Genomic DNA, 17,176 nt, shown 5'->3' with positions numbered 1-17,176 from the left:
TCTGAAAGCCCTGCTAATGCTGAATACTGTAAGGTTGCCCGGCAGGTATGATAATGAGGAAAAGATATGTATTTACGACCCGATGAGGTGGCGCGCGTTCTTGAAAAAGAAGGGTTCACCATGGATGAGGTAACATCAAAAGCGTACGGATATCGCCGTGGTGAGAATTATGTTTACGTCAACCGTGAAGCAAGAATGGGGCGTACTGCTCTCATTATTCACCCGACACTCAAAGACAGAAGCCTGTCATTTGCTGAGCCCGCCTCGGATATTAAAACCTGCGATCATTATCAGCAATTTCCGCTCTATTTAGGCGGCGAGACGCATGAACATTATGGTATTCCGCACGGTTTCAGCTCGCGTATGGCGCTGGAGCGTTTTCTGAAAGGGCTGTTTGGCGACGTACAATAACTCAGCGACTGGCATGAGCCAGTCGCCTTATCTTACGCTTTTGCCTGGCTATAAGGGCTGACTTTAAACAGGCGGCGGCAGTAGTCAAGGAAGTAACCGTACACCGCACCCATCAGCATAGATACCACGATATTTGAACTTACCGCGGCGGCGATTTGATGCCAGTCTGCGCCCACCGTCAGCAAAATAACCACATACACCGGGGACTGGAACGTCACGTAAGCCAGCACGTCCGCCAGGTTTTTTACCCAACCTGCCGGGCTAATACGCCGGGCGAAACGCATCACCGCATCGCGATACATTCCGTACGGCCAGGCAATCATGATATTCACCGGAATGGCCACCAGGCGCGATGAGAGGGACTGCTCAAAGGTCATTCCGGACAGGAAAATTTCAATCAGCATGTTTACGACGGAACAGTAAACGACCATCGCGAACGTATCCGCTACCGCATGGCGCAGGCGAGACTGCGGTGAGAACATGTCTGAACTCCTCGAACAGGACAAAAAAGTGGCGTTTTTACCTGCGGCGTTTAGTGCTTTAGGTTGGTTTGTTTTGAGTGTATAGCGTATCCCTCTGGCTTTTAACTAACAAGTAGTGATTAATTTTTATTTATGGGCGCTTTGTCGATAAAATTCTCTAAAGTTGGCTGTTTTTTGTGCGAGTCGTTATTTTCTTTCCCATTCACCGTTTTATTAAACGAAATCAAACTATTAGCTTATCTGAGCAAGCGTATAACGTTTGTTATTCGGAGGATGCCGGGCGGTTTTTTGAACGGCATTAAACAGGGATTTTTGACCAGGTGCAGGACGGAATATTACGCATTAAAACTGACAGGTTATTCGGGGTTATATTAACGGGATATTCTAAAACATTTACAATAATGTCAAAACGACAGAGTGGGTAGATATCAGAACAAAAATCAATTATTCTGTTGCCTGATTTATGTTATACACACGAAGAAAGGTTTCTCATTATTATGGCTTTAACGTTACAGAATCTTAATAATATCCGTACGCTCCGGGCGCTGGCGCGTGAATTATCCATGGATGTTCTGGAAGAAGTGCTGGAAAAAGTTCGGATTGTCACAGAAGAAAAACGCAGCGAGCAGGCTGAATTAGAGCGCCAGCGCGCTGAACAGCAGGATAAAATTAATGCTCTGCTGGAACTGATGAAGGCAGACGGTATTTCCCCGAGCGATCTGTTAGGCGGAGAACTGGCTCATGCGGGCCAGCCGGCTAAAAAACGTAAAGCGCGTGCGGCGAAATATCGTTTCATCGACGCGAACGGTGAAGAGAAAACGTGGACCGGTCAGGGACGTACGCCAAAGCCAATTGCGAACGCACTGGCAAACGGTAAATCGCTGGACGATTTCCTGATCTGATGATTATTCGGGCGGTATATTCCGCCCGATTATTGACTTAGCAGACGCCAAAGTCACCTTCTTCGGAGTACAGAACTACGTCCGCCGCTTTCAGGTGATATTTCTCGCCCTGCTCATTGCTGGCCTGCACGGCCACAATGTTTTCACCATTTACTTCGAGCACTTTCAGTTTCGGACCGCCCTGACGCGGTTGGACATAATCACCGACAGAAAACATAGCACCTCCTCATCATTGTCACGATCTTCACCATAGCCCACGTCCGGGGCGGGGTACAGCCTAATCTTTCAGATACCCCTTATCAGGTACGTCGGTTCCACGGCATCACTTTCAGCAGTCGCGCCATACCGCAAAAACCTGTCACTCCGGCGAACAGCAGCCCGGCGCCCACAAAACCGCTTAGCAGGAAAAAGCCGCTGGAGACGCTGTAACCCAGCACCACGCCGCAGAGAATCAGCAGCCCGGCGGCGATCTGCACCTGACGCATCAGCGGAAGTGGCTGCGATTTATCTTCAACGGTCAGCAGCCCGGCTTGCTTCCAGCCCTGAATGCCTCCCTCAACCACAAAGGCGTTCGCAGGGGACGCTGCCTGGGCAAGACGAGCATCATTGTTTGCGGTTCTTGCGCCAGACTGACAGTGGAAAATCACCGTTTCTCCCGGCGCTGCGTTAAGCCCGCCGGGTAACGAATCCAGCGGAATGGAGTGCGCCGCTGGAATATGCTCGCGGGCATACTCGTCGGGGTCGCGAATATCGATAAGTTTGGCGCCTTCAGCAATAAGCGCGTTTGCCTGCTGCGGCGAAATAAGAGGAAGAGACATTGTGTTTCCTTACGGTCAATTTCAGAACAGTAGAGCATTTAAGGCAGGGTTTCAGCCAGTGTAAAGAGGGTAAAGGCAGGTAAAAGCGCGAGAGACGAATGGCAGTTACCCGTAAACTGGCTACGCTTAGAGAAGTGTCTTTTATAATTTTCAATTGGTTAGCTTGCACGGAGTTATTTATGGGTTTTTGGCGCGTTGTTTTTACGATTATTCTCCCGCCGCTGGGCGTGCTGCTTGGCAAGGGACTGGGCTGGGCGTTTATCCTGAACATCCTTCTGACCATCCTGGGTTACTTCCCGGGTCTTATCCACGCGTTTTGGGTTCAGACGAAAAGCTAGGTACGCCACAATAGATCACTGTAGATCCGGGTCAGCGCGCCCTCGGGACCAAACTGCTGTTTGATCCAGCGCGTGACCTGACCGGTCGCCGCATGCTGCGTGGCGAGCAGCATGCGCGAGTCCTGGCGCGGATTATTGATTCGCCGCTTTACCAGCAGCCCGTCCTCCACCGCCTCACGCGTCATATACTCCGGTAAAAATCCAATACCTTCCCCCAGGATCTGACACTGACATTTGGTGTTAAAGTCCGGTACCAGAATCGCCTCCTGACCGTGAAGCAGCCAGCCGACCTTCTTGTTGATGGTATGCGCGGTGTCCTCAACCATGATATTGGGATACAGACGCAGCTGACTTTCGGAAATGGGCTCCGGGGCGAACGCCAGCGGATGCGTGGGCGCGATGGCAAATACCCAGCGGATCGCGCCTATCTCGGTGTAATCGATGCCTCCGCCATCCAGCAGCGTATCCGGCGCGCCAATGGCGATGTTGGCCTGATTATTAATGATGGAATCCCAGACGCCGTTATACACCTCGGTCGTCACCGTGATTTGGCAGGTAGGAAACTGTTTTTTCAGCACCTGGAGCAAACGCGCGGTATGGCGTGGCGTATACAAAAGCTGATTAATGCAGATGCGCACCCGCGTCTCAATGCCCTGCGAAATGGTATCAATCCCGCGCTTGATGGCATGAAAGTCATTCAGCAGGTCGGTCGCTTTACGATAAAAATAAAAACCGGATTCGGTAAGCTCAATGCTGCGCGTGTTGCGTACAAACAGCACCACGTCCAGCCCGGTCTCCATACGTTTGATGGTGTAACTGATGGCGGAAGTGGTGACGCCCAGCTCGGCAGCCGCTTTGCTAAAACTGCCAAAGCGTGCCGCGGTGGTGAAGGCCAGCAAATTCTCTTCGGTAAAGATGGAATTCATATTATGGCTCCTGGTTACCATCAGTTTTGAACATATTTTAACACCGGCGTTACATCATAGTTGATGTCGGTCACAGTTCTGGATTTTTACGTAGAGCCGCGCTGTGTAAGGCTTTTTCATTCATAAGGATAATGCAGCCCGAGGCGCGTAAAACCGGTAAACCATAAGAAAAAGGTTGCACAGACGCACGTTTTTGCCGGACTGTTGAATTTAACTCAACAATGAATTGCGTGTCGATGAATCATTTTTAAGCGGATTCTTTTATGACCAGGCTGTTGCTATTCTCAGGTCATCAGAAGTGAAACATAGGGAGTCTGAATATGTCTGCAACTGTACTGGTTACAGAATTTTTGCTGGCGGCAGAAGAGGGTAATATCGACGCGCTAAAAGCCTGCCTGGAAAAAGGCGTGGATATTAACGCGACCAACCGCCAGAAAAGAACCGCCATTATTATTGCCAGCCTGAAAAAGCATTACGCCTGTGTGGAATTTTTAATTGCCGCCGGGGCGGATATTGATAAACAGGACCAGACCTGTTTTAACCCCTTCCTGATCGGCTGCCTGACCAATGATTTAACCCTGCTGCGCATTGTCCTTCCGGCGGATCCGGATCTCGACCGTCTGACGCGCTTTGGCGGCGTGGGCATTACCCCTGCCAGTGAAAAAGGGCACGTTGAAATCGTGCGCGAGCTGCTGGAAAAAACCGACATTAACGTCAACCACACCAATTTTGTCGGCTGGACGCCGCTGCTTGAGGCCATCGTGTTAAACGACGGCGGCGCAAAGCAGCAGGAAATTGTGAAGCTGCTGCTGGATCACGGCGCGAATCCGCACATGACTGATAAATACGGCAAAACCCCGCTCGAACTGGCGCGGGAAAAAGGCTTCAACGCGATCGCAGACCTTCTGCTGGCGGCAGGCGCATAGCGCATTCGGTCAGCCTTCCCCTGGCTGGCCGTGAATCAAAAAACGCATTGTTACCGACGTGCATTTAGCACGACGGCGGCCCCCTTTTATCTTAAACAGGTGAAAATAATGCCAACCAAAATCGTCATAAAAAAGAATACGTATTTCGATTCGGTTTCCTTAATGTCGGTTTCCACCAAAGCCAATAAATTGCCGGGCGTCGAGCAGGCGTTTGTGGCGATGGCGACGGAAATGAACAAAGGGGTATTAAAAAACCTCGGGCTATTAACGCCGGAATTAGCGGACGCGAAAAACGGCGACCTGATGATCGTTATTAAAGGCGACGCGGCGAATGAGGAAACCCTTGCCGCCATTGAAGCGTTATTTACGCGTAAAGAGAGCGCTGGCTCCCATGAAGCACGCTACGCGACGATTGCCAGCGCCAAAACCCATCGTCCGGACAGCAACCTTGCGGTGATATCCGTCAACGGCACCTTCGCCGCCCGCGAAGCGCGCCAGGCGCTGGAAAACGATCTCAACGTGATGCTGTTTTCCGATAATGTGTCGCTCGACGACGAGCTGGCGCTGAAGCAGCTGGCGCATGACAAAGGATTGCTAATGATGGGGCCGGACTGCGGCACCGCCATTATCAACGGCGCGGGGCTGTGCTTTGCCAACGCGGTACGTCGCGGGCCGATTGGCATCGTTGGCGCCTCCGGCACCGGTAGCCAGGAGCTGAGCGTGCGCATTCACGAGTTCGGCGGTGGCGTGTCGCAGCTGATCGGCACCGGCGGGCGCGATCTCAGCGAGAAGATTGGCGGCCTGATGATGCTCGACGCCATCGACATGCTGGAGGCGGACGACGCGACCCGGGTGATAGCGCTCATCTCCAAACCGCCTGCACCCGCGGTGGCAGAGAAGGTGCTGGCCCGGGCACGCGCCTGCCGCAAGCCTGTGGTTGTGTGCTTCCTGGGCCGCAACGAACCGCCTGCCGATGAAGACCGTTTACAGTTTGCTCGTGGCACCAAAGAGGCGGCCCTGAAAGCGGTGCTGCTTACCGGCATTAAAAAAGACACCCTGGATTTACATCCGCTCAACTGGCCGCTAATCGAAGAGGTACGCGCCCGCCTGACGCCGCAGCAGAAGTACATTCGCGGCCTGTTCTGCGGCGGCACCCTGTGCGACGAAGCGATGTTTGCCGCGCTGGAGAAGTTTGACGATGTTTACAGCAACATCCAGCCGGACCCGGCCAGGCGTCTGAAAGATATCAGCGTCAGCCAGGCCCACACCTTCCTTGATTTCGGTGACGATGACTTCACCAACGGCAAGCCACACCCGATGATCGACCCGACCAACCGCATCAGCCGCCTGCTACAGGAGGCGCGCGATCCGCAGGTGGGCGTCATCGTGATGGACTTCGTGCTGGGCTTTGGCGCACACGAGGATCCGGTGGGGGTGATGATCGAGGCGATCAAAGAGGCACAGGCAATCGCGAAAGCCGACAACCGTCCGCTGGAAATTCTCGGCTACGTGCTCGGCACCGATCAGGATCCGCAGTCGCTGGCCCAGCAGTGCCAGCTGCTGACCGACGCAGGCGTCATCTGGGCCAGCAGCAGCACCAATACCGGATTACTGGCACGCGAATTTGTCTGCAAAGGGGAGAGAGCATAATGACGACCTTATTCAACCAGCCGCTGAACGTGATTAACGTCGGGATTGCGATGTTCAGCGACGACCTCAAAAAACAGCACGTTCCCGTGACCCAGCTCGACTGGACGCCGCCGGGGCAGGGCAATATGCAGGTGGTGGACGCGCTGGACCGGCTGGCGGAAAAACCGCTGGCGGAGAAAATTGCCGCCGCGAACAACATTGCCCTTGAGCGCATTATTCAGTCCCATCCGGTGCTGGTGGGCTATGACCAGGCCATCAACGTGGTGCCGGGCATGACCCGCACCACCATTCTGCACGCCGGTCCGCCTGTTACCTGGGAAAACATGTGCGGGGCGATGAAGGGCGCGGTTACCGGCGCGCTGGTGTTTGAAGGGCTGGCGACGGATCTGGAGGACGCCGCAAGGCTGGCGGCTTCAGGGAAGATCACCTTCTCGCCGTGCCACGAGCACGACTGTGTGGGCTCTATGGCGGGCGTCACCTCCGCGTCGATGTTTATGCACATCGTTGAGAACAAAACCTACGGCAACCGCGCCTTCACCAACCTCAGCGAGCAGATGGCGAAGATCCTGCGCATGGGGGCCAACGATCAGAGCGTGATCGACCGCCTGAACTGGATGCGCGACGTGCTCGGCCCAATGCTGCGCGACGCGATGAAGATTATCGGCGAAATCGACCTGCGCCTGATGCTGGCCCAGGCGTTGCACATGGGCGACGAGTGCCACAACCGCAACAACGCGGGCACCACGCTGCTTATTCAGGCGCTGACGCCGGGGCTGATCCAGGCGGGCTATCCGGTGGCGCAGCAGCGTGAAGTGTTCGAGTTTGTCGCCAGCAGCGACTACTTCTCCGGTCCGACGTGGATGGCAATGTGTAAGGCCGCGCTGGATGCCGCCCACGGCATTGAGTACAGCACCGTCGTCACCACCATGGCGCGCAACGGCTACGAGTTCGGCCTGCGCGTCTCCGGCCTGCCGGGGCAGTGGTTCACCGGCCCGGCGCAGCAGGTGATCGGCCCGATGTTCGCGGGCTATAAGCCGGAAGACTCCGGGCTGGATATCGGCGATAGCGCGATTACCGAAACCTACGGCATCGGCGGCTTTGCGATGGCGACAGCCCCGGCAATCGTGGCGCTGGTGGGCGGCACGGTGGAGGAAGCCATCGATTTCTCCCGCCAGATGCGCGAAATCACTCTCGGCGAAAACCCGAACGTCACCATTCCGCTGCTGTCGTTTATGGGCATCCCGTCCGCCATCGACATCACGAAGGTCGCGGGCAGCGGCATTCTGCCGGTCATTAATACCGCCATTGCCCATAAGGACGCCGGTATCGGCATGATTGGGGCGGGCATCGTTCACCCGCCGTTTAGCTGTTTTGAAAAGGCGCTGTTAACCTTCCGCGATCGCTACGTTCTATAAGGTATGCATCCATGAAAAACATGAAACTGGAGTGGAAAAGAGGTGACTGGGCAGCTTATTTCGGGTTGATGACCAACAACCTGACCAATTTGCTGACCATGATGGGGTTGCTCATTTTTGTCGTCGGCATCCCGAAGGAGATTGTTTATGGACGCATCGCGCCAGCCTTCGGGCTGGCGGTGCTGGTAGCGAGTCTTTGCTATACGTGGTTTGGCCTGCAAATGGCGCGCGCCACCGGACGAACGGACGTCACCGCGCTGCCGTCCGGCCCGAGCGCGCCGTCGATTTTTACCGTGACCTTCCTGGTCTTAATGCCGGTTTACCAGCAAACCGGCGATGCGGATTTCGCGATTCAGATTGGCCTGGTGTGGTGCTTTGTGGAAGCGATGATCCTCGCGGGCGGTTCCTTCCTGGGGGAAACCATCCGCAAGATGATCCCGCGTACCGTGCTGCTGTCGTGCCTGTCCGGTCTTGGCCTGCTCCTGCTGGCGATGAACCCGATGTTGCAGGCGTTCGAAGCGCCGACCGTGTCGTTTATCGTCCTGCTGCTGATCTTCATTAACTGGTTCGGTAAAAAGCCGATTTTCGCCCGCATCCCGACCGGCCTGCTGCTGTTGATTGCCGGTACTCTGCTTGCGTGGATCTCCGGCCTGCAAAGCCCGGATGCCATTAAAGCGTCCATGTCATCCTTCGGCTTTAACCCGCCGGAAGTGCATGTGGACAGCTTTATGCAGGGGTTGCCGCACGCGCTGCCGTATCTGGCGTCCGCCGTACCGCTGGGGCTGGCGAACTACATCTTTGACCTGGAGAACATCGAAAGCGCCCATGCGGCGGGGGATGAATACCCGACCCGCAAGGTAATGCTGGCGAACGGTCTGGCCTCCATGCTCGGCTGCCTGATGGGCAATCCGTTCCCGGTCACGGTCTACGTCGGCCATCCTGGCTGGAAAGCGATGGGCGCCAGCATCGGCTACACCCTGGCGTCCGGCGTGACCATGTTCATCGTGCCGCTGTTCGGGCTGGGGGCCTTTATGCTCGCCATCATCCCGATGACCGCCATCGTGCCGATTCTGGTGTTTATCGGCGTTGTCACCGCCAACCAGGTGGTGAGGGAAACCCCGAAAGTGGAGGTGCCCGTCATCTTCATCTGCCTGTTCCCGTGGATTGCCAACTGGGCGCTGACCATGATGAACAGCGTGATGAGCGCGGCCGGGACCAGCGCGGCGAAAATTGGCACCGACGTGCTGCACAGCAAGGGGATCTACTACGAAGGCCTGATGCATCTCGGCAACGGCGCGCCGCTCGCCAGCATGCTCTGGGGCTGTATCGCCATCTTCGCCATCATCAACAAACCGCTACGGGGGGCCGTCGCCGCCGCAGGAGGCGCGCTGCTGGCGCTGTTTGGCGTGATCCACGCCCCGGTGGTGGGCTTTGCCGAGGGCAGTTCCCTGATGTTCGTCACGGCCTACCTGATGATGGGCGGGATGTTTGTGGTGAAGCATGTTCTCGATAACTCTGTTAATCCCCCTCTCCCAGTGGGAGAGGGCCAGGGTGAGGGCGCCAGAACGCACCTTCTAAAGGAAACAAAATGAAAGAGCTTATGGTCGTTGCCATCGGCGGCAACAGCATTATCAAAGACAACGCCAGCCAGTCGATTGAGCATCAGGCGCAGGCGGTCAAAGCGGTGGCTGAGTCGGTGCTCGAAATGCTGGCCTCGGACTATGACATCGTGCTCACCCACGGCAATGGCCCGCAGGTGGGGCTGGATCTGCGCCGCGCCGAGATCGCCCACGAGCGGGAAGGGCTGCCGCTGACCCCGCTGGCAAACTGCGTGGCGGATACCCAGGGCGGCATCGGCTACCTGATCCAGCAGGCGCTCAACAACCGCCTGGCGGCGCGCGGGGAACAAAAAGCGGTCACGGTCGTCACGCAGGTGGAGGTGGATAAAAATGATCCTGGCTTTATGCACCCGACGAAACCCATCGGCGCGTTCTTCAGCGAGGCGCAGCGCGACGAACTGCAACTTGCGCACCCGGACTGGCATTTTGTCGAGGATTCAGGCCGGGGCTATCGCCGCGTGGTAGCTTCACCGCAGCCGCGGCGCATTGTCGAGGCGGATGCCATCAAGGCGCTGACGCAGAAAGGATTTGTGGTGATCGGCGCGGGCGGCGGAGGCATTCCTGTGGTGCGCAGTGACCAGGGCGATTATCAGAGCGTGGACGCGGTGATAGATAAAGATCTCTCCACCGCGCTGCTGGCGTGCGAGATCGGCGCCGACGTGCTGGTGATCACCACCGGCGTGGAGAAAGTGTGCGTGAACTTCGGCAAGCCGAACCAGCAGGCGCTGGATACCGTCAACGTGGCGCAGATGACGCGCTACAGGGATGAAGGCCACTTCCCGGCGGGCAGCATGTTGCCGAAAATCGTCGCCTCGCTGGAATTTTTACGCCATGGCGGCAGGCGCGTGATCATCACCTCGCCGGACTGCCTGCCCGCAGCGCTGCGCGGTGAAACGGGTACCCACATTGTTAACGAAGGAAGATAAGATGAGTGAGAATAAAAGCCGCCGCGAGTTTATTAGCCAGAGCGGTAAAATGGTTACCGCCTGCGCGCTGTTTGGCGCCACGGGTTCCGTCGCGTATGCTGCCGATTCTGCTAAGGCAACCTGCGAGACGGGTAAACCGATGAACATCACCGCAAAACATTACTATCTCGACAACGTGCTGCTGGAAGCCGGGTTTAACTTCGACGGCAGCGTGGCGACAAGCACCCGCACCGAGCTGAAAACGCTTGAGATCAAAGACGGGAAAATCGTCGCCCTGCGCGATAACAACAGCCACGCCGACGCGGCCCTGCCGCACTTCGATGCGGGCAAAAAGCTGATGCTCCCGGCGATGTGCGACATGCATATCCATCTGGACAAAACCTTCTATGGCGGCCCGTGGCGCTCCCTGAACCGTCCGGCGGGTACCACTATTCAGGACATGATCCGCCTGGAGCAGAAGCTGCTGCCGGAATTACAGCCTTACACGCAAGAACGCGCCGAAAAGCTGATCGACCTGATCCAGTCCAAAGGGTCCACCATCGCCCGCAGCCACTGCAACATAGAGCCGGTTTCCGGCCTGAAAAACCTGGAAAATTTGCAGGCGGTACTGGCGCGCCGTAAGCCAGGTTTTGACTGTGAAATCGTTGCCTTCCCGCAGCACGGTCTGCTGCTCTCCAACTCTGAAAAGCTGATGCGCGAGGCGATGCAGGCCGGAGCGCACTACGTGGGCGGGCTGGACCCAACCAGCGTCGACGGCGCGATGGAGAAATCCCTCGACACCATGTTCCAGATTGCGCTGGATTATGACAAAGGGGTGGATATCCATCTGCACGAAACCAGCCCGGCGGGCGTGGCGGCGGTGAACTACATGGTAGAAACCGTGGAGAAAACGCCGGAGCTGAAGGGGAAGCTGACCATCAGCCACGCCTTCGCGCTGGCGACGCTTAACGAACAGCAGGTGGATGAGATCGCCACCCGCATGGCGGCACAGCAGGTGACCATCGCCTCGACCGTGCCGATTGGCACCCTGCACATGCCGCTGAAGCATTTACGTGATAAAGGCGTGTTTGTCATGACCGGTACCGACAGCGTGATTGACCACTGGTCCCCGTACGGTCTGGGGGACATGCTGGAGAAAGCCAACCTCTACGCCCAGCTCTATATTCGCCCGAACGAACAGACGCTTTCGCGGGCGCTGGGCATCGCCACCGGCGACGTGCTGCCGCTGAACGACAAAGGTGAGCGCGTGTGGCCTAAAGCGCAGGACGACGCCAGCTTCGTGCTGGTGGATGCCTCCTGTTCCGCCGAGGCCGTGGCGCGTATCTCTCCGCGTACCGCGACGTTCCACAAGGGGAATCTGGTCTGGGGCTCAGTGGGCTAATGTGATGCCGGGTGGCGCTGCGCTTACCCGGCCTACGGTTCGGAGATTTTGTAGGTCGGGTAAGGCGAAGCCGCCACCCGACAATGCAGTATACTGCTATGCACATTCTTAAAGAGGGATCTGCCATGGCACAAAACATCTACGACAATCCGGCGTTTTTCGAAGGCTACGCCCAGCTTCCGCGCTCGGTTCAGGGGCTGGACGGCGCGCCAGAGTGGCCTGCGCTTAAGGCGATGCTGCCGGATTTAACTGGCACATCGGTTATCGATCTTGGGTGCGGCTACGGCTGGTTCTGCCGCGTGGCGCGCGAGCTGGGCGCTTGTGACGTCACGGGCGTCGATATCTCTGAAAAGATGCTCGCCCGCGCGGCAGAACTGACGGATGACACGCAGATCCACTATCAGCGTAGCGATCTGGAATCTCTTCAGCTTCGCGAAAACAGTCTCGATCTGGTCTACAGCTCGCTGGCGCTGCACTATCTGCCGGAACTGGACGCGTTATTCGCCAGGGTGCAGCGTGCGCTTAAACCCGGCGGCAGCCTGGTTTTCTCGATGGAGCACCCGATTTATACCTGCGCCACCCGTCAGGGCTGGCTCACCGACGACAACGGTGAGCGGTTCTGGGGCGTGAACCATTATCAGGACGAAGGCAAGCGCGTCAGCAACTGGCTGGCAGAGGGGGTAATCAAATACCACCGCACTCTGGGTACCACGCTTAACGCGCTGATCAAGGCCGGATTGACGATAAGTGAAGTCAATGAGTGGGGACCAACGCAGGCGCAGGTTGACGCCTGGCCCGCGCTGGCCGAAGAGGCGGAACGCCCGATGCTGGTGCTGATCGCCGCCCGTAAGGCTTAATAGCCGACTTTATATACCCGCCCGCTCTGTACCCCTTCCACGCTGCGGCGGTAGGCCTGCGCAACGGTCGCAGCGGGAACGCTTTCAAAGCCCGGGAAGAAGCCATCATATGCTTCGACGGATTCCGTCAGCACCGTCGGGCTGATCAAGTTAATGCGGATCCCGCGCGGCAGTTCACAGGCCGCGGCGCGCACAAACCCTTCCAGCGCCGCGTTTACGGTGGTGGCATTGACGCCCTGAGCAATCGGCTCGTGCGCCACAATCCCGCTTATCAGCGTGATCGAGCCGCCTTCGTTCAGGAAGTGCTGGCCGGTCAGCGCCAGACGAACCTGCCCCAGTAGCTTATCCTGCAAGCCCCGGTTGAACTCGCCGTCGGTCATGGTTGCGAGCGGGCCGAAGTGTACCCCACCGCTGGCGGAGACAATCGCATCCACCGGGCCGATCTTTTCGAACAGCGCCTGTACGCTCGCCTGCGAGGTGATATCCACCTGATGCTCGCCCTGCGTGCGACCCACGCGGATCGTCTCGTGGCGTTGGCTTAACTCTTCTGTGACTGCACGACCGACCGTACCGCTGGCACCAATAATGACGATTTTCATAGCAGACTCCTTATGTTGTGAGCCTTCATTCTTTAATAACTAAAAACTCAGATAAACTGGGCTAACGTTAGAAGATTACTAACCAGAGGTTTGGAATATGGATAAGCTTCGCGGGATGGAGACGTTCATCGCGGTGGTGGAAAGCGGCAGCTTCACCGGCGCGGCGGCCCGGCTGGAGATGTCGGCGGTGATGGTCGGGAAGTATATTGCGCTGCTGGAATCGCAGCTCGGCACGCGGCTGCTGGAGCGCAACACCCGTCGCCAGAGCCTGACCGACGCCGGACGCGTTTATTTCGAAGAGGCCAGGCGCGTGCTGGAGCAGGTCTCGATTGCTGAAAACGCAGTTGAACGTCTGCGAGCCACGCCCGCCGGCACCCTGCGCGTGACGGCACCCACCTCGTTTGGCGGCTGCGTTATCGCGCCTCTGACGGCCACGTTTTTACAGCGCTACCCGCAAGTGCGCATCGAACTGGATCTCACCAACCGAATGGTGGATCTGGTGGAGGAAGGGGTCGATCTGGCCATTCGCATCGGGGAGATCCGAAATGAGGATCTGGTGGCGAAATACCTGTGTCCCTACAACATGACGATCTGCGCCGCGCCGGAATATCTGGCGCGTCACGGTACGCCGCAAACGCCAGCCGATCTGGTGGATCACCTGTGTCTGTCGCACACGGTATGGACGGCGCGTAACGAGTGGCGGCTGCCCGGTGTGGAAGGCGAGGTGCGCTGGAAGCGTGATGCCGTCTTACGATGCAATGACGGCTACGGCTTACGCATGGCGGCGCGAGCCGGGGCAGGACTATTGCTGCAACCGGAAGTGCTGGTGGCTGAAGAGCTGGCAAACGGCAGGCTGGTTCGGGTTCTGGAAGCGTTTACGCCCGCGCCGAGGCCGGTGCATTTATTGTGGCGCCAGGATTTGCGTCCGCTGCCTAAGCTAACGGAATTTATTGCCCATATTCTGCTAAGATTGGGCACAATATAAAAAAAGAAGGTAAGTAAAGAATGTCTGCAAACAAACTCGCCAGCAGCGCGCAGGGCCTGCAATCCTCTGCCATCCGTGAATTATTAAAACATAGCAAAATGGCAGGCGTGATTTCGCTGGGGGGCGGTATTCCAAACCCGGATCTGTTCGATCATGAAGGTTTAAAAATTGCCGCTGATGCCGTGCTGTCTCAGCATTTTGGCGAAGCGTTCCAGTACGGCCTGACGGAAGGCGTCCCGGGGCTGCGCGAAGAGATCCAACGCATCTGTGAAGGTCGCGGCATCGCCTGTAAAGCCGATGACGTGGTCATTACATCCGGCTCTCAACAGTCGCTTGACGTGCTGGCGCGTGCGTTAATTAACCCGGGCGATACGGTCGTCGTTGAGCGTCCGACCTACCTCGCCGCGTTGCAGGTCTTTGGCCTGGCACAGGCGAATTTTGAATCCGTCGGCACCGACGGCGACGGCATGAAAGTAGATGAACTTGAAGCGCTGGTGGCAACCAAAACCATCAAAGCGGTTTATATCGTGCCAACCTTTGGTAACCCGGGCGGCGTGACGCTCTCCGAGGCGCGTCGTAAACAGCTGGTGGAATTATCGAAGCGCTATGACTTCGTGATTATCGAAGACGATCCGTACAGCGAAATCAACTATACCGAGGAAGCGTTCCGCCCGCTGATTGCTCATGCCAAAGATATCGGCAATGAGGATAACGTAGTGTACACCTCCACCTTCTCTAAAATCCTCGCGCCGGGCACCCGCGTGGGCTGGGTGCTGGTGCCGGAGTGGCTGAAGCGTGCGGTGGTGAACCTCAAGCAAACCACCGATCTGCACACCAGCACGCTGTCGCAGCTGATGACGTACGAATATCTGAAAACCGGTCGTCTGGCGAATCAGATTAAAATGATCCGCGAAGCCTATCGCCAGAAATACCAGACCTTTGCCAGTGAACTGGAAGCGGAGCTGGGCGATGTGATGTCGTTCCACAAGCCAAAGGGCGGCATGTTCCTGTGGGCGAAAATGAATAACGGCATCAATACGACGAAATGGCTGGAAAAAACGTTGAGCAACGGCGTCGTGTTTGTGCCGGGTGAGTTCTTCTACTGCAACGAGCCGGACCACACCACGCTGCGCATGTCTTTCGTTACCCCAACGGATGAGCAGCTTAAAGAAGCGGTTCGACGTCTGAAAATTTCCCTGTAAGCGGATGCGCATAATGGCAGATGCCGTTATGCGCTGTTCCCGTGTAGGGTAAGGTTATTGCATGGCGTGGGCGAGGGTGCGGTCAAATGCATCGCCGTCTGGCACCTGTGTGACTTCATGGATCCGACAAATTTTCCCCTCGCGCAGCGTGGCAAACATATACACCTCTAATTCTGCCTGGCGACCATCCGGATATGTCACGGCCACTCTGTGCCGGTCTGCCACACATTCGTTATGGCAACATAACGCTTCCACGGTAAACGTAATCTCGCGGATCTGCGCACGCACATGGTTCAGGTGTTTCATAAATCCCTGATAATCAAGCATGTGACCGTCCGTAACCTGCTGGTAGTCGGGCGTAAACACCTCTGCCGGATCTACATTGCCATTGAATAAGCGGGTTAACAGACAGGCCATTTGCTCGCGCTGCGCGGTGTTGTCGGGCTGGTTTATCAGGGATGTAATGATGGTCATGTTAGCTCCTCGTGATGTTGAGCCGCTATTATCCTTGACAGCATAAGGCGTAGTTTCTGTAATAAGTCGAAGAATAACGATTTTCGGTCAAATTCATGCTGACAACTGAGAGGCTTGTTCATCCCGGCGGCTATCACACCCCGTGGCACAGCCATCATGCCGGCCAGCTCTGGCGCATTGCTGCGGGGCTGCTGTTGATTGAGACGCCGCTGGGGCGTTCGGTGGTACCCGCAAAACATATCGGCTGGATCCCGCCTGGTCAGCAGCACGCTGCCTTTTCGGAAAGTGCGATTGAAGGTTGCGCTGTCTATCTTGACCCTGCCCATTGTGAAGGGCTTCCGGAAGAGGCCACGCTTTTCGAGTCTGACGATTTTACCGATGCACTGTTTTCCCGTTTAAGCGTTGCCGGGAGTGAATACGATCCCCGAAAGCTCATCCTGCTGCTGGAGGAGTTGGCTCTGGCGTCTCAGGTCCGCTTTTATCTGCCCGTACCGACCGATCCCCGGCTGAAAAATGTGGTCAGGAAACTGCTGCAATCCGTCGATGATAATCAGACGGTGGAAAGCCATGCCAGCCGTGCCGGGATGAGCGTACGTACATTCAACCGGCGGTTTAGCGCGGAGACGGGGATGAACTTCGTCAACTGGCGCCAGCTGGCGCGCGTCATGCAGGCGATGGAGTGGCTGGCGGCGGGGAAGCCGGTGGGGTGGATTGCGCTCTCGTGCGGATACAGCAGCGTCAGCGCATTTATTGAAGTTTTCAGAACGTGGACCGGTAAAACGCCGGGGCAGTGGGCGATTAAAGAAGGCCCTTTTGCGCAAAGGTAATGCGCGTGGCCTCGTTGAGATCCAGCTCTCTTAACGATTCCGGATAAACCCAGGCGATCTCCTGAAACTCGTCGTTAAACGTAACATCCCGATTGGCGCTGATGCAGTCGAAGATCAGATAAATCATATAAATTTCCTCGGTGGTACCATCGGCGTAAGTTTTGACCCTGATGTCATCGCGAAAAGCCCAGGGCTTGACGTCGATAATGTCCAGCGCGTCGCCCAGCTCCTCACGGACTTCACGGCGCAGCGCCTGTTCCATGGTTTCGCCTGGTTCCATTCCACCACCGCAGAGTGCCCACTGACCGGGGAATACACCGCGATCGTCGGCCATTTTACATAGCAGGTAGGCTCCGTCATTCTGGATGATGGGGCAGACAATGGTTCGTTGGCGCATGATTTCTTCCTGAAAAATGAATTTGGGCTACTATAGCAGAT

The 17,176-nt window shown here is 56.6% G+C and carries 20 protein-coding genes; 13 read left to right on the top strand and 7 right to left on the bottom strand.

The genetic code is table 11. The features are described from left to right. Positions 1-66: 66 nt before the first annotated feature. The gene (locus tag ACOTXC_RS02725; RefSeq protein ID WP_006811693.1) at positions 67-411 is read left to right on the top strand and encodes a DUF2002 family protein; all 345 of its coding nucleotides are present in this window, start codon (positions 67-69) and stop codon (positions 409-411) included. 32 nt (positions 412-443) lie between these two features. On the opposite strand, the gene alaE is transcribed toward ACOTXC_RS02725, so the two are convergent. Then, positions 444-893, bottom strand: a complete 450-nt coding sequence (gene alaE / locus ACOTXC_RS02720; RefSeq protein WP_022649127.1) for an L-alanine exporter AlaE — start codon at positions 891-893, stop codon at positions 444-446. Between the two features lie 497 nt (positions 894-1,390). Between alaE and stpA the strand changes: the two genes are divergently transcribed. Then, the gene (stpA, locus tag ACOTXC_RS02715; protein WP_022649126.1) at positions 1,391-1,795 is read left to right on the top strand and encodes a DNA-binding protein StpA; all 405 of its coding nucleotides are present in this window, start codon (positions 1,391-1,393) and stop codon (positions 1,793-1,795) included. 37 nt (positions 1,796-1,832) lie between these two features. On the opposite strand, the gene ACOTXC_RS02710 is transcribed toward stpA, so the two are convergent. Together ACOTXC_RS02710 and ACOTXC_RS02705 are read right to left on the bottom strand one after the other, a co-directional pair. Beyond that, the gene (locus ACOTXC_RS02710) at positions 1,833-2,012 is read right to left on the bottom strand and encodes a hypothetical protein (RefSeq protein ID WP_006811690.1); all 180 of its coding nucleotides are present in this window, start codon (positions 2,010-2,012) and stop codon (positions 1,833-1,835) included. A gap of 82 nt (positions 2,013-2,094) precedes the next feature. Then, on the bottom strand, positions 2,095-2,613 hold the full coding sequence (locus tag ACOTXC_RS02705) for a rhodanese family protein (RefSeq protein ID WP_126502715.1): 519 nt from the start codon (positions 2,611-2,613) through the stop codon (positions 2,095-2,097). A gap of 179 nt (positions 2,614-2,792) precedes the next feature. Between ACOTXC_RS02705 and ACOTXC_RS02700 the strand changes: the two genes are divergently transcribed. Continuing rightward, entirely contained in the window at positions 2,793-2,951 is a 159-nt protein-coding gene (locus ACOTXC_RS02700; protein ID WP_003862203.1) for a YqaE/Pmp3 family membrane protein, read from the top strand. Here ACOTXC_RS02700 and ACOTXC_RS02695 read toward each other — a convergent pair. Then, entirely contained in the window at positions 2,948-3,877 is a 930-nt protein-coding gene (locus ACOTXC_RS02695) for a LysR substrate-binding domain-containing protein (RefSeq protein WP_032625925.1), read from the bottom strand. The genes ACOTXC_RS02700 and ACOTXC_RS02695 overlap by 4 nt on opposite strands. Positions 3,878-4,197: 320 nt before the next feature. On the opposite strand from ACOTXC_RS02695, the gene ACOTXC_RS02690 reads away from it, so the two are divergent. The 7 genes from ACOTXC_RS02690 to ACOTXC_RS02660 all read left to right on the top strand — a co-directional run bounded on the left by ACOTXC_RS02690 (position 4,198) and on the right by ACOTXC_RS02660 (position 12,651). Next, positions 4,198-4,803: an ankyrin repeat domain-containing protein gene (locus tag ACOTXC_RS02690; protein WP_421767392.1), complete on the top strand. Its 606-nt coding sequence runs from the start codon at positions 4,198-4,200 to the stop codon at positions 4,801-4,803. Positions 4,804-4,911: 108 nt separating this feature from the next. Continuing rightward, positions 4,912-6,453, top strand: coding sequence for an acyl-CoA synthetase FdrA (gene fdrA / locus ACOTXC_RS02685; protein WP_421767391.1), 1,542 nt, complete (start codon positions 4,912-4,914; stop codon positions 6,451-6,453). After that, entirely contained in the window at positions 6,453-7,868 is a 1,416-nt protein-coding gene (locus ACOTXC_RS02680) for a DUF1116 domain-containing protein (RefSeq protein WP_023298441.1), read from the top strand. The genes fdrA and ACOTXC_RS02680 overlap by 1 nt, the downstream gene beginning before the upstream one ends. 11 nt (positions 7,869-7,879) lie before the next feature. After that, positions 7,880-9,460, top strand: coding sequence for a xanthine permease (locus ACOTXC_RS02675; protein ID WP_421767390.1), 1,581 nt, complete (start codon positions 7,880-7,882; stop codon positions 9,458-9,460). Next, the gene (locus ACOTXC_RS02670; protein WP_421767389.1) at positions 9,457-10,413 is read left to right on the top strand and encodes a carbamate kinase family protein; all 957 of its coding nucleotides are present in this window, start codon (positions 9,457-9,459) and stop codon (positions 10,411-10,413) included. Before ACOTXC_RS02675 ends, ACOTXC_RS02670 begins: the two co-directional genes overlap by 4 nt. Before the next feature lies 1 nt (position 10,414). Beyond that, complete coding sequence (locus ACOTXC_RS02665) at positions 10,415-11,794, top strand: amidohydrolase family protein (RefSeq protein ID WP_180246321.1); 1,380 nt, start codon at positions 10,415-10,417, stop codon at positions 11,792-11,794. 125 nt (positions 11,795-11,919) lie between these two features. Further along, on the top strand, positions 11,920-12,651 hold the full coding sequence (locus ACOTXC_RS02660; RefSeq protein WP_023298437.1) for a class I SAM-dependent methyltransferase: 732 nt from the start codon (positions 11,920-11,922) through the stop codon (positions 12,649-12,651). On the opposite strand, the gene ACOTXC_RS02655 is transcribed toward ACOTXC_RS02660, so the two are convergent. After that, positions 12,648-13,250 (bottom strand): short chain dehydrogenase, encoded by a 603-nt coding sequence (locus tag ACOTXC_RS02655; protein WP_023298436.1) that lies wholly within the window; start codon positions 13,248-13,250, stop codon positions 12,648-12,650. The two genes, ACOTXC_RS02660 and ACOTXC_RS02655, sit on opposite strands and share 4 nt — an antisense overlap. A 97-nt stretch (positions 13,251-13,347) precedes the next feature. Here ACOTXC_RS02655 and ACOTXC_RS02650 point away from each other — a divergent pair, with 97 nt between their 5' ends. Next, the gene (locus ACOTXC_RS02650; RefSeq protein ID WP_022649115.1) at positions 13,348-14,235 is read left to right on the top strand and encodes a LysR substrate-binding domain-containing protein; all 888 of its coding nucleotides are present in this window, start codon (positions 13,348-13,350) and stop codon (positions 14,233-14,235) included. 20 nt (positions 14,236-14,255) lie between these two features. Continuing rightward, complete coding sequence (locus ACOTXC_RS02645) at positions 14,256-15,437, top strand: PLP-dependent aminotransferase family protein (RefSeq protein ID WP_022649114.1); 1,182 nt, start codon at positions 14,256-14,258, stop codon at positions 15,435-15,437. 54 nt (positions 15,438-15,491) lie between these two features. On the opposite strand, the gene ACOTXC_RS02640 is transcribed toward ACOTXC_RS02645, so the two are convergent. Next, a complete protein-coding gene (locus ACOTXC_RS02640) occupies positions 15,492-15,911 on the bottom strand; it encodes a nuclear transport factor 2 family protein (RefSeq protein WP_367075943.1) in 420 nt (139 codons plus the stop codon). 95 nt (positions 15,912-16,006) lie between these two features. On the opposite strand from ACOTXC_RS02640, the gene ACOTXC_RS02635 reads away from it, so the two are divergent. Next, the gene (locus tag ACOTXC_RS02635) at positions 16,007-16,738 is read left to right on the top strand and encodes a helix-turn-helix domain-containing protein (RefSeq protein ID WP_367075942.1); all 732 of its coding nucleotides are present in this window, start codon (positions 16,007-16,009) and stop codon (positions 16,736-16,738) included. On the opposite strand, the gene nudI is transcribed toward ACOTXC_RS02635, so the two are convergent. Then, the gene (gene nudI, locus ACOTXC_RS02630; RefSeq protein ID WP_022649111.1) at positions 16,710-17,135 is read right to left on the bottom strand and encodes a nucleoside triphosphatase NudI; all 426 of its coding nucleotides are present in this window, start codon (positions 17,133-17,135) and stop codon (positions 16,710-16,712) included. The two genes, ACOTXC_RS02635 and nudI, sit on opposite strands and share 29 nt — an antisense overlap. Positions 17,136-17,176: the final 41 nt, after the last annotated feature.

Source organism: Enterobacter cloacae complex sp. IR5428 (assembly GCF_049238585.1).
Classification (GTDB): domain Bacteria; phylum Pseudomonadota; class Gammaproteobacteria; order Enterobacterales; family Enterobacteriaceae; genus Enterobacter; species Enterobacter intestinihominis.
This window is presented reverse-complemented; position numbering and strand designations above follow the sequence as displayed.